Source organism: Streptomyces sp. NBC_00239 (genome assembly GCF_036194065.1).
Classification (GTDB): domain Bacteria; phylum Actinomycetota; class Actinomycetes; order Streptomycetales; family Streptomycetaceae; genus Streptomyces.
The window spans coordinates 8,293,649-8,306,076 of record NZ_CP108095.1 but is presented as its reverse complement, the minus strand read 5'-3'; the positions used below and the strand labels follow the sequence as shown (position 1 = coordinate 8,306,076).

The 12,428-nt window shown below is 71.5% G+C and carries 8 protein-coding genes; 4 read left to right on the top strand and 4 right to left on the bottom strand.

Going from position 1 to position 12,428, the window contains the following annotated elements; genetic code table 11:
• Positions 1–49: 49 nt before the first annotated feature.
• Both OG764_RS36785 and OG764_RS36780 read left to right on the top strand, forming a co-directional pair.
• Positions 50–334: a hypothetical protein gene (locus OG764_RS36785; RefSeq protein ID WP_328972677.1), complete on the top strand. Its 285-nt coding sequence runs from the start codon at positions 50–52 to the stop codon at positions 332–334.
• A 272-nt stretch (positions 335–606) separates the two neighbouring features.
• Positions 607–3,933, top strand: coding sequence for a S8 family peptidase (locus tag OG764_RS36780; protein ID WP_328972676.1), 3,327 nt, complete (start codon positions 607–609; stop codon positions 3,931–3,933).
• Positions 3,934–4,447: 514 nt separating this feature from the next.
• Here OG764_RS36780 and OG764_RS36775 read toward each other — a convergent pair.
• Both OG764_RS36775 and OG764_RS36770 read right to left on the bottom strand, forming a co-directional pair.
• Positions 4,448–4,711, bottom strand: a complete 264-nt coding sequence (locus OG764_RS36775; protein ID WP_328972675.1) for a hypothetical protein — start codon at positions 4,709–4,711, stop codon at positions 4,448–4,450.
• An 11-nt stretch (positions 4,712–4,722) separates the two neighbouring features.
• Positions 4,723–5,973: an MFS transporter gene (locus OG764_RS36770; protein ID WP_328972674.1), complete on the bottom strand. Its 1,251-nt coding sequence runs from the start codon at positions 5,971–5,973 to the stop codon at positions 4,723–4,725.
• A gap of 303 nt (positions 5,974–6,276) precedes the next feature.
• On the opposite strand from OG764_RS36770, the gene OG764_RS36765 reads away from it, so the two are divergent.
• Positions 6,277–6,993 carry a hypothetical protein gene (locus OG764_RS36765; RefSeq protein ID WP_328972673.1) on the top strand — a complete coding sequence of 239 codons (717 nt, stop codon included), beginning with the start codon at positions 6,277–6,279 and terminating at the stop codon, positions 6,991–6,993.
• A 717-nt stretch (positions 6,994–7,710) separates the two neighbouring features.
• On the opposite strand, the gene OG764_RS36760 is transcribed toward OG764_RS36765, so the two are convergent.
• The gene (locus OG764_RS36760) at positions 7,711–8,373 is read right to left on the bottom strand and encodes a response regulator transcription factor (RefSeq protein ID WP_328972672.1); all 663 of its coding nucleotides are present in this window, start codon (positions 8,371–8,373) and stop codon (positions 7,711–7,713) included.
• Positions 8,348–9,520, bottom strand: coding sequence for a sensor histidine kinase (locus OG764_RS36755; RefSeq protein ID WP_328972671.1), 1,173 nt, complete (start codon positions 9,518–9,520; stop codon positions 8,348–8,350). The genes OG764_RS36760 and OG764_RS36755 overlap by 26 nt, the downstream gene beginning before the upstream one ends.
• A gap of 175 nt (positions 9,521–9,695) precedes the next feature.
• On the opposite strand from OG764_RS36755, the gene OG764_RS36750 reads away from it, so the two are divergent.
• Positions 9,696–11,960 carry an MMPL family transporter gene (locus OG764_RS36750; RefSeq protein ID WP_328972670.1) on the top strand — a complete coding sequence of 755 codons (2,265 nt, stop codon included), beginning with the start codon at positions 9,696–9,698 and terminating at the stop codon, positions 11,958–11,960.
• Positions 11,961–12,428 lie beyond the last annotated feature (468 nt).

The window sequence follows — 12,428 nt, the reverse complement described above, 5'->3', positions numbered from 1 at the left end:
CTTCCTGGGATCCCCCGCCCTGGGCAGGCCCGGCAGGGGCCACGTCTACGTGGCACTGCCCGACGGCCGCTGGCGCGGCAACCAGGTGAACACGTGCGTCCCAGAGAAGGGCGACCCCCTGGAGCCGGACGACGCGGCGGAGGCCCTGGCCGTGGTCGCCGACGACGCGGCGCAGTCGACGATCACGAAGGTGCACTGGCAGGTCTGGCCGCTCTGCGCGGAACACGCGGAACACAGGATCGGAGTCCACCCCCGTCCCGCAGGAACCGCCAAGACTGGCACCCGGCCGAGTCCTGATGCCGGGGCGGCCGAGACGGCACGTGCCATGACCTAGCCCCGGTAGGCGAGTTGGAAGCCTCCATGCCGACGGCAAAGCGGTCCCGCCCACGGCAGCAGCGCAAGGAACCCATACGAGATGGCCGCCGATATCCGCGGGGGCGAGACCCGGGTCCCGGGGACCTGGACCGGGGACCGGAAGTCGCAAGGTGCGGTGCGTCCCATGATCCACAGAATTGCCGAACGGGAGAACCGCAGGTGCTCCGGGCGCGTGATACGGGGGGGAAGTCTTGGCATGCGCATGAGAGCGGGGGATCACAGGTGGTACCTGTGTCGAAAGTGAGGACGGCGGCGCTCGCCGCCGCGGTGGCGGCGTCGTTGATCGCGGGGACGGCGGCGGCCGCGGGGCAGCCGCCGGCGGCTGGGCCCGCCGCCCACCAGGGGAAGAAGGCACCGGCCGCGCCGGCGGCGAACGTCACGCTGGTCACCGGTGACCGGGTGGCCGTGGCCGCGGACGGTTCGGTCGTGCGGATCGACCGCGCCAAGGGCCGTGAGGGCACGCCCTTTTCGATCCGGCGAACGCCCGGGCACACGTACGTCATCCCGCAGGACGCGCTGCGCCTGCTGGACGAAGGGGTCCTGGACCGGCGGCTGTTCGAGGTCGCCGGGCTGGTCGCGGCCGAGTACGACGATGCGCGCCGTGGCACCCTGCCGCTGATCGTTTCGTACCGCCGGGACGGCGCCGGGGCCAGGGTTCCCAGCGCCTTCGGCGAGGCGCTGGCCGACTCCGCGCGGGACCGGCGGGCGCTGCCCGCCGTCGACGGGGAGGCGTTCGAGTCGCCCAAGTCCGGTGCCGGGGGCCTGTGGTCGCTGCTGGTGGGCCGGACTCCTGCCGGGGCCGCGGCCCGGTCCGCGGCGCCCGTGACCCGGTTGTGGCTGGACGGCAGGGTCCGCGCGGCCCTGGACAAGAGCGTCGCGCAGATCGGCGCGCCCTCGATGTGGCAGGCCGGCTACACCGGCAAGGGCGTCAAGGTCGCGGTGCTCGACACCGGTGTCGACCAGACCCACCCCGACCTCAAGGGCGTGGAGATAGCCGAGAAGAACTTCAGCAGCTCGCCCGACAGCAAGGACCGCCACGGCCACGGCACGCACGTGGGCTCCACCGTCGCCGGCTCGGGTGCCAAGTCGGGCGGCACGTACAAGGGCGTCGCCCCCGGCGCCCGGCTGCTGGACGGAAAGGTCCTCGGTGACGACGGCTTCGGCAGCGAGTCCGAGATCGTCGCCGGTATGCAGTGGGCCACGGACCAGGGCGCGCAGATCGTCAACATGAGCATCGTCGGCGGCGACGGACCCGAGGTCGACCCGATGGAGACGGCGGTCGCGAAGCTCTCCGGCAAGGCCCTGTTCGTGATCGCGGCCGGCAACAACGGCGCCAAGCCCGGCACGATCACCTCGCCCGGCAGCGCCCCGGCGGCACTGACCGTCGGCGCGGTGGACAAGCAGGACCGGATCGCGGACTTCTCCAGCCGGGGTCCGACCGCCGCCGGCCTGTCCAAGCCCGACCTCACGGCCCCGGGCGTCGACATCGTCGCCGCCGCCAGCACCCAGGGCGGGGCGACCGGCGGCAACGGCTACGTCGCCATGTCCGGCACCTCCATGGCCACCCCGCACGTGGCGGGCGCGGCCGCCCTGCTGCTCCAGCAGCATCCCGGCTGGGGCGGTGCCCACCTCAAGTCGCTGCTGACCGGTTCGGCCACGCCGCGTCCCGAGCTGAACGCCCATCAGCAGGGTGCCGGCCGGGTCGACCTGAACCGCGCGCGGACCGCCTCCGTCGTCTCGGAGCCCGGCTCGCTCGACTTCGGCACCCAGCTGTGGCCGCACGCCGACGACAAGCCGGTGGCCAAGACCCTCACCTATCGCAACCAGGGCACCACGGCCGTCACCCTTGCCCTGACCGCGGCCGGCACCGACGCGGCGGGCCGCCCGGCCCCCGCCGGGATGTTCACCGTCAAGGACGCCAAGCTCACCGTCCCGGCCGGCGGCACCGCGAAGACCACCGTCACCGTCGACACCCGCAAGGGCACCAAGGACGGCTCCTTCGGCGGCACCGTCCTGGCGTCCGGCGGCGGCCAGTCCGTACGGACCGGCCTGGCCGTCCTGCGCGAGATCGAGTCGTACGACGTGACCGTGCGGCACCTCGACGACGCCGGCAAGCCGGCTTCCGGCTACTCCACCCAGCTCACCAAGGCGGGCAGCGACGGACAGGAGCGCCTGGCGGTGCCGTACAAGGAGTCCGGCACGGCCGTCCTGCGGCTGCCCAAGGGCGACTACCAGCTGGAGGGCCTGGTCATGAGCCCGGGCAGTGGGAACCGCATGGCGGTCCTCGTCCAGCCGGTCCTGCAGGTGGCCGCGAAGAGCACCGTCACCCTCGATGCCCGCGCGGCCAAGCCGTTCGCCGTCACCGCGCCCGACCGCAACGCCAAGCTGGTCAGCGCCACGGTCGGCTACTACGACAAGAACGCGATCGTGAGCGGCAGCTGGGTGTTCGACAGCACGACGCAGTTCCGCACCGCCGCGCTCGGCCCGGCCGGCGGCGGCATGCAGTCCCAGCTGTCCGGCGTCTGGCGGTCGCCCGCCGCGCCGACCACCGACTACCGGCTCGCCTTCCACCGCACCGGCAGCTGGTTCACCGGCCTCACCCGCACGGTCGCCCTCGCCGACCTCGCCGAGCTGAAGTTCGGCTTCGGGGCGTCCGTCTCCGGCACCACGGGCCTGGTGCAGATCACCGCCTCGACACCGGACGGTTTCAGCGCCGGCCCGATCTCCACGATGCAGCGGGCCCTGCCGCTGTCCGGCACCCAGTACATGAGCACCACCGGCGTGCACTGGAACTGGACGGTCACACAGGCCGACCCGCAGGGCGAGGCGCGCGTCATCTACAACGAGGGACCCGTGTCCTACAAGCCGGCCGGGCGCTACACCCTGGAGTTCAACAAGGCCGTGATCGGCCCCGACCTGGCCGCCACCCCCGACCGGCAGGGGGCCAACCGCTACGGCAACACCATCGACGCCAACGTGCTGCTGTTCGTCGACGGCGCCGGTCACGCGGGCGAGCCCGTCCTGGCCGGGGGCTTCACCCGGCTGGAATCCGGCGGGCGGACCCTCGCGCAGACGGGCCCCAACGAGTGGCTCACCGCCGAGGTCCCGGCCGCCTCCGCCGTCTACAAGCTGACCAAGGAGGCGACCCGGTCCACCAAGGACACCACCACCAGCACGAAGGTGGCCGGTGTCTGGACGTTCACCTCGGCCAAGGCCCCCGACCAGGGCGTCCGGCTCCCCCTGTCGACCGTACGGCTCTCCCCGCAGCTCACCCTGAACGGGACGGCGAAGACCGGCAGCACCCTGAAGGTGCCGCTGCACGTGGCCGGTGCCGCCGCCGCGTCCGGACAGCTCGCTGCGCTCACCGTGCACGTCTCGTACGACGACGGCCGGACCTGGCAGCCGCTGACCGTGGCCACCGACGCGAAGGGTGCGCGCTCGGCGACCGTCAAGCACCCCGCGACCGCCGGAGGCGTCTCCTTCCGGGTGGATCTGAAGGACAAGCAGGGCAACACAGCCCGGCAGACGATCACCAACGCCTACCGGCTCGTACGGTGACCTGAACACCAGGCCACACCCCACCGAAGGGCCCGGCCCCGCACACCGGGCCCTTCGCCTTGGCGCCGGCGCTCTGCGGAGACCGACCGGCACCATCTCCCGCGCCCGGCAGGTTCCCCTCCATCTTCCGTGCGCAGGCCCGGGCGAGCCGGTCGGCCGCCGGCCGGTAAGCCGCCGGCCAGTCGACGCACACCCCGCTGCGGATCATGCGGGCGAGGGCGACACTCTGATCGGCGGGCGGCGGACGCCTGCATGTGGTGCCTCAGAGCGCGGCTGACTCCGTCGGGGAGCTCCGCATCCCCGTGCGCCGGGAGCCTGAAGGATGCGGATCGCGTAGGCGAGAAGGTCCACGCCGCCCGCGCCGATGACGGAGACGGTCGCAGCGTAGTGCCGGCAGTTGATTGCGCCGTGGCTGAACAGGCGAGTCGGAGATGCCGCCCGATGTAGCACGCCGGGAGTTCGCCAGCCCTGGGCCGGGGCGGGTTCACCAGTTGCCGCGCTCAGAGCCGCCAACTCAAGCACTCGCCCACCGGGTGAAGCGCACGGTCACACAACGTACGTGTGCCCGAGCTTTGTAGTTGTCCAGGGAGACGGCGACGTTGCCGTCGTTCAGCAGGAGCGCACGGCTGACGACCGCTCGGCTGTCGTTCATGGAGAACAGTTCGTGTCCGACGATGTCCGCGTCAGCGGCGAGCAGCTTGCCGTATCGCCAGGACACGCAGGTCCAGGACGTTGTCGCCGGGCCGGGTCCGGTGGCGATGGCGGATGCTACTGACACCTACTCCCTGGTCATCCCTTCGCTTCCGCAGCAACACCCGCCTGCGGCCGGGTGCGCATGCCCCAGCGGGCAAGCGACGGGCCGGCAGCGCCCAGCGCCGCGAAGAACACCGCCAGCAGCATCCAGCCCGCCGTGCCGAGGCCGAGCACCACCGTGGTGAGGATCGCGGGGGCAAGTGCCTGGCCCGCGCTGAAGCCGAGGCCGAGGACACCTTGGTACTGGCCCTGCGCATGGTCGGGGGCAAGACCGAAGCCCAGGGCGAAGCCCGCCGAGGACTCCCAGACCTCCCCCAGGCTGTGCACGAAGATCGCCGCCAGCACCAGTCCCGCTGCCGCCCAGACCGGGGTGTACGCCGCCAGCGCCATCATCGGGCAGCTGACGAGGAAGAGCAGTCCCGCGGTGCGAAACGCCCTGCCGCCGTCGTGCGGCGTTTCGATACGGGAGCCGATCCTGGTCTGCATCAGTACGCAGAAGGCGGCATTGACGGCGAACAGTGCGGCCACCGTCCAGCGCGGCGCTTCGGTGTGTTCGGAGATCCAGATCGGCAAGAGCAGGGAGACCACCGGGTATTGCAGTCCCATGGCCCCGTAGAGGGCGGTGAACGTCAGGAACGGGCGGTCCGTGAAAGCGAGCCAGCGACGCTGATGCGGCGGTGCTGCCAGCACCGGATAGTGGGGCAGCAGGAGCAAGAGCACCGCGCACAGGGCGAAGCTCGCTGCGTTGCCGAGGATCAGCGTGACATAGGCGCCACGGGTGTCCGCGGCCAGCGCCAGCCCGGCACCCACCGTTCCGAGAATGACGCCCAGGTTGACGAACGTGCGCAACTTTGCCCGGAACAGGGCCGGGCGATCGCCCCCGACCCGGACCACCAGAGCGCCCCAGGCCGCCCCGCCCACCGCTGCGGCGATCTGGTCGACCGTCGCGATGATCGTGAGCGCGGCCCAGCTCTCGACGAGGACGAGGGCCGCCATCGACATCGCCTGGACCGCGAGGGCCAGCATCATGATCGTGCGCGCCCCGCGCCGGTCGGCGAGATGCCCTCCGGGTATCCCCGCGCACAGGCCGATCACTCCGGCGATGGTGAGCGCGGCGCCGACCTGCACCGCGGGCAGGCCCACGACCAGGGTGAAGTAGAGCGCCGACGCCGCGTTGAACAGACCGTTGCCGACCCGGTTGACGAAACTGGCGGCGATCAGCACGCGCTCCGGCCTGCTGTCCCCCACCATGCTGCCTATTCGACGTGCCGGGTTGCTCTTGATCATGGACTGCAGGCTAGCAGCGGTCACAGAACCCGCTGAGGACGTTCATTCGTACCGTGCTGGGGCCTTCCCTTCGTACGCCGACATATGGGCTCACAACCTCCGCGCCCAGGCCTTCTGCGCCGTCCACGACTGGCACTCGGACCCGTGGCGCGCCGTACGGGTTGCCACGCGACACTGTGGCTGATTGTGACGCCCGTGGCGCAATAAGCCCCGTGGTTCCCCCGGAACATCGCAGTTTCGTTTCTGTAGAAAACGCCGGCGGAAATGCGCACGGAAATCCCGGGGAAGGGGAAGGAAGGGGCCATGAGTCAGCCGTCCGACGAGACCTCTCCGGGAACGCCCCGCACCGCTCAGGGGGTCCCGCCCGCCCACCGAGCCGCGCAGATCGGGGCTGTCGCCGCAGTGGTGGCGGCCCTGATCGGGGCTGCCGCGGCCCTCGTCGTCCCCTTGCTGGAAGACCGCCCACCAGACGACGACCGCGGTCACGAAACCATAACCTCACACACGCCGGAGGAGCCCCGGACCACACCATCCCGGACGCCCTCCCGCGAGGCGTCGCCGTCCCCGTCCGGGGACCCACCCGTCGACCCGCTGTCCTCCCCTTCCCTGGCCCCCGCTTCGAAGGTCCGTTGGAAAGGGGTCGTCACCCTCCCCCTTTCCATCAACCAGAATTCCGACGTCGGTGCGGAACTCGACGGAAAGCGTCCCGGGCAACTGGTCGGCGTGGACGACGATCTGCGGGGCGACTACAGCGCCTCGGCGGCCATCATGGTGATGAGCGGCCGCGCCGCGGAGGCTCCGGGCGAGGCCGAGGACCTCGACCGTGCGGAATGCGAGCGCCGGTTGCCGTCACTGCCGACGGCGCGCAACCCCGCGTGGGTCGACGTCTTCCGCAGCTACGGCCCCGGCGGCACGTACTGCATGACCACCACTCGGGGTACCGTCGCCGCCTTTACGGTCGTCGCCGCCGAGCAGCCGCTGCCCCCGTCCGTAACGGTAAAGGTCGTGCTGTGGGACTGAGGCCGCCGGTATGAGGGGAGCCACAGAATAGCGCGAGGCAGCGGGCGTTCGGCAGGCGTCGCGGAGGCGACCCCTCCGGAACACCGTCCTTCACGGACGGCTGCCAGCAGAACACCGGCCGGTTGATGAGTGACTGGATGTCACGTGGTAAAGGCCGCAAGCAGGGAGGCGGCCCCGCTCCCTTGGCATGGTTCTCGTCCGCGTACACCGGGACAGTAAGACGGCCTGGCTGGACGAGAAGGTGCCGGAGCGCCTTGCGGGGCTTAGGGGTGCTGGACTGCGCGCCGCGCGGGCCGGGTTGCGGGCGGTCCGGGAGCGGCTGCGGGCGAGCCGCCGGCACCGTACGGACCGGGTCCGCGCGCTGGCGCCTGCCTGCGCTGCGTGCCGGACTCGACGAGCGGGGGCGGCTGCGGAAGTGGGAGCCCGTCCCCGAAGACCCACCCTGCTCCGGACAGCCTTACGGCGGCACCGGACCCGGCGCCGGACGCAGGTCACCGACCGGCTCTGCATCGCCCTCGCAGACGCCCTGTGGGAGCCGCTGCACCACGGGGTCTGCTGGAGCCGTCACCGTCCCCGTCGAACACGCGGAACGCGCCGCGCCGGTCCTCCAACTGATCGCTGTCGAGCCGCACTTCGCACACAGAACAGCATCCACTTCAGGGCCAGACCCGCCTCGTAAGTCGTCAGGCTCTCAGGGGACACAGCCCGGCACCCGGCTCAGGTTCCGGGGAGGATACGGCGCGTTTCGTAGGCCCACATCGCGATCTCGACCCGGTTGCGGGCGCCGAGTTTGGCCATCAGGCTGGCCAGATGCGTCTTCACCGTGCTGAGGCTGATGTGCAGCGCATCGGCGATCTCGGTGTTGGTCAGCCCGCGAGCGACGGCCAGGAGCACCTGCTCCTCGCGGGCGGTGACAGGGGAGACCGGCTGGGCTACCGGCCGGCCGGCGGGCAGGTCCGCGAATGCCTGGAGCAGACGGACGGTGACGCTGGGCGCAATGAGCGCCTCACCCTCGGACGCCGACCGTACGGCCTGGGCCAGAAGGTCTGGTCCCGTGTCCTTGAGGAGGAATCCGCGGGCGCCGGCACGCAGCGCGCCGTAGACGTACTCGTCGAGGTCGAACGTGGTGATGACGACCACGGCCAGCGGGTCGGCGACCCCCGGGCCGGCGACCAGCCGGGTGGCCTCGAGCCCGTCGAGTACGGGCATGCGTATGTCGAACAGGCAGACATCGGGGCGTAGTTCGCGGGCCAGACGTACCGCTTGCAGCCCGTCGGCGGCCTCGCCGACCACCTCGATGCCGGGCTGGGCGTTCAGCATGATCCGCAACCCGGTGCGGATGATCGTCTGGTCGTCAGCGACGAGGACGCGAACGGACACCGCTCTCGCTCCTCGCTCTCGGCAGTTCGGCTTCGACATGCCAGCCCCGGTCGACACCCGGGCCGACTCGTAGTCTGCCGCCGAGCAGGGTCGCGCGCTCGCGCAGTCCGGTAAGTCCGTATCCGTCGCGACCCCGGCCGGTGCGCCGGCCGTTGTCGCGCACGCTCACCCGTACCGTGTGCCGTTCGGCGGCGACCCGGACGACGACCTCGGTCGCGTCGACCGCATGGCGCATCGCGTTGGTCACCGACTCCTGCACAATGCGGTAGACGGCCGCGTCCACGGCCGGGGGCAGCGCGTCCAGCTCGCCGTCGAGTCCCAGGTCCACCCTGAGGCGGCCACCCGGGGTCCGCACCAGGCGCTCCAGATCCGCGACGCCGGCAGGCGGCGCCAGTTCGGCGCCGACCCCGCGGTCGCGCAGCGCGGCGACCATGGCGCGCATGTCCTCCAGCGTGCGCGCCCCTTCCTCCTCGACCCCCTCCAGCGCCTCGACGGCGGCGGACGGATCGGCACCCGCGAGCACCCGGCCCGCCTGGGCGATGATCACCATCGCCGACACGTGGTGGGCCACCGTGTCGTGCAGTTCCCGGGCGAGCTGCTCGCGCTCGCGGGAGCGCACCTGGTCCAACTGCCGCTCGCGAGCGGTCACCCGGAACCGCACGGCAGCCCCGACCACTCCGGGCAGCAGCAGGAAGACGAGGCCCACGACGTTCTCGACGGCCGGGGTCTCGTCCGTGACGGAACACAGCGCGCAGGCCGCGAGGGTCACCGCGCCGCCCAGCACGATCTCGCGTCCCGATCCCCACCGTGGCAGCGCGTACACCAGCACGAGCACGACCGCGCCGGTGTACAGGCCGACGGGCTCGCGCGGTGCGGCGACGAGAGAGGCCACCTGAAGGAGGATCACCGAGCCGAAGGCCAGCGTCACCATCGCCAGTGGGCGGGTCCGGCGCCACAGGGGCAGCAGGCACAGCCATACGGCGAACACCACCGCCGTCGGCCGCCACACGACGTTCTCGCGCAGGGTGGCCTCCAGCACCACACCGACCAGGCACACGGCGAGCAGCGCCCAGTCCCGCCACACCCGGGCGGGCGCGTCGGGCGGCCGGGGTTCGGTCCACAGGGTTCGCAGGTCGTCTCGTAGCACGGTTCTCAGCTTAGGCACCGCGCCGTGCCGCGCATCGGCCGAAAGAACGGGGCGTCACTCCGCCCTGGGGCCGACGGATCCGCGGCCTGCGAGCCGATGCCGCAGAGCGCCGTGGCGAGGAGCCTCGGCATCGGAGGCCGTACAAGGACGGCCGACGAGGTGGTTGGAGGACCCGATGCTCTCGAAAGCCCTGTTGCGCCTGGGCGCAAGCGCCGCCCGCCATCCCTGGCGGGTGATCGCGGCATGGCTGATCGCCGCCACGCTTGCCGTCCTCGCCGCGATCGCCTTCGGCGGGCGGACCGCGGACTCGATGACCGCTCCGGGGCTGGACTCCCAACGGGCCGCGGAGCTGATCGAGCGGGCCGGCACCGGCCAGGAGGGGATGACCGCCCAAGTGGTCGTCACTCCCCTCGACGGCGGTGCGACGTTCTTCGACCACGGCAGCGCGCGCACCGCTCTCACGCGGCTGCAGACCGAGGTGAAGCGGCTGCCGCACGTGCTCGGCACGAGCGACCCGGCGGGGGCACTCGACGCCCGCGGGGACACCGCCGTGCGCGGCGGCCTTGTCTCGGCCGACGGGCGGATCGCAGTCGTCCGGGTGCAGTATCCCGACCAGAGCCGGCTGTCGGCCGAAGACCTCGACGCCCTCGTCGATCTCGGCGACCGGCTGCGCGCCGAGGTGCCCCTTCGCATCGAGATGGGCGGGAACCTCTTCTACGCCTTCTCCGACCCCGACGGCGGCGCAAGCGAGCTGATCGGCATCCTCGCCGCGGCCACGATCCTGTTCTTGGCGTTCGGTTCGCTCGTCGCCGCCGCGCTGCCGATCGGCATGGCGGTCTTCGGGCTCACCATCGGAGTTGCCACGATGACGGTACTGGCGGGGGTGACGGACGTCCCGACCTTCGCCCCGATCCTGGGCAGCATGGTCGGGCTCGGAGTGGGCATCGACTACGCGCTGTTCGTGCTCGCCAGGCACCGGGAGTACCTTGCGCGCGGGCTCGATCCCCACGAGGCGGCGGGGCGAGCGGTGGCCACGGCGGGCAGGCCCGTGGTCTTCGCCGGCGTCGTCGTCGTCGTATCGATCCTCGGCCTGGCGGTCGCGAACGTGCCGTTCATGACGGTGGGCGGGCTCGCCGTCTCGATCGTCGTTCTGACCATGGTGGTCGCGTCGGTGACGCTTCTGCCGGCCTTCCTCGGCGCCGCCGGCCCACGCCTGGCCCGGCCCGGCCGGATCGGCCGGGCTCTGCAGACCGGGAAGCTGGGCCTCGCACGGCGGCGGAACACGGTGGCGGGCACCGCTCCCGCCGCCGGTTGGCGGCGCTGGATCGGGCACGTCAGCCGGCACCCGGTGCTGTACGCGATCGGCGCGGCGGGGCTGCTGCTGACCGCGACGCTGCCCGTGCTCGGCCTGCGCGTCGGCCTGCCCGACGACGGCTCAATGCCCCTCAGCCGTACCGAGCGCCGCGCCTACGACCTCGTCGCCGAGGGGTTCGGCCCGGGCACCAACGGTCCCCTCGTCATCGCCGCGGACCCCGCCGGTGATCCGCGAGTGCTGGACCGCCTCGTCGGGGCGGTCGCGGCGGATCCGGGCATCGCATCCGTCGCGCCGACGCACATCGATCGGGCCACCGGCATCGCGACCCTCGTGGTGTTCCCGACCACCAGCCCTCAGGACAAGGCCACGGCCGACACCATCGCCCGGCTGCGCACCGGCGTGCTGCCCACGGCGATCGGGCACGGCCCGGCCAGGGCCCACGTCGGCGGCGCCACCGCGAGCCTGTCCGATGTGGGCCAACGCACCAGCCAACGCCTGCCGGTGCTCGTCGCCGCCGTGCTGGCGATGTCGTTCCTGCTGCTGATGCTGGTCTTCCGCTCGATACTCGTACCGCTCAAGGCGGTACTGCTGAACCTGCTGAGCATCGGCGCGGCCTACGGCATCATGGTCACCGTCTTCCAGTGGGGCTGGGGAGGCGCACTCATCGGGCTGGAAGCGACGGTTCCGATCGTGTCGTTCATCCCGATGTTCCTCTTCGCCATCCTGTTCGGCCTGTCGATGGACTACGAGGTGTTTCTCCTCTCCCGCGTGCGCGAGGAGTACCTGCGCACCGGCGACAACGGCACGGCGATCGTTGAGGGCATCTCACGCACCGCCCGGATCATCACTTCGGCCGCCCTCATCATGGTGGCGGTCTTCCTGTCCTTCGCCGTCGCCGAGGACCCCTCCACCAAGATGTTCGGGCTCGGCCTGGCCACCGCGATCTTCATCGACGCCACTGTTGTACGCATGGTGCTGGTGCCGGCGACCATGACACTCCTCGGCCGGACCAACTGGTGGCTGCCGAGGTGGCTGGACCGGATGCTTCCCCGCGGCCGGGTCGGCACCGACGCGGACGCGGAATCCACGGGTGAGACCCCTGGTCCACGGCTGGTCGACCGTTGACTCATCTCCGGCCCGCCCTGGGCGTCCGGCACCTCAGCGCGTCAGGCCAGGGCGCCGGTGCCCGTACCGATCTCCAGGACCTCGGTACGCGCCCGGGGTCCTCATGGGCGAGTGCCGCGGCCAGCAGCCGTGGGTCCGCCTGCGGTGGTAAACGCCCGGCAGGGCCACCAGGCCGCCGGGCAGCGTGGTCAGGAAAGAGCAGTACTGGGCGCCGTACCTCCGGTCTCGCTGCGGCTCGCCGGCGAGCCGCAGCGATTGCTTGAGGTACGGCACCTGCCCTGATCCGTGCACCATCCAATGGAGCGTCGATCTTCGGAGGATCAGACCAGATTGGCGCCAACATTCCTCAGATCGTACGTCGACCTGGACCAGCGGACACGATGATGATTAGGGATTCAAAATTTCGATGCGAACGGCCGACTGCGCGAGAAGCGCAGATTTGCCTCTCGTTGCGAAACGCTCATCAAG

Coding starts and splice junctions, on each gene's coding strand:
- OG764_RS36765 (WP_328972673.1), top strand. CDS start 6,277: ATGAGTCAGCCGTCCGACGAGACCTCTCCGGGAACGCCCCGCACCGCT.
- OG764_RS36770 (WP_328972674.1), bottom strand. CDS start 5,973: ATGATCAAGAGCAACCCGGCACGTCGAATAGGCAGCATGGTGGGGGAC.
- OG764_RS36750 (WP_328972670.1), top strand. CDS start 9,696: ATGCTCTCGAAAGCCCTGTTGCGCCTGGGCGCAAGCGCCGCCCGCCAT.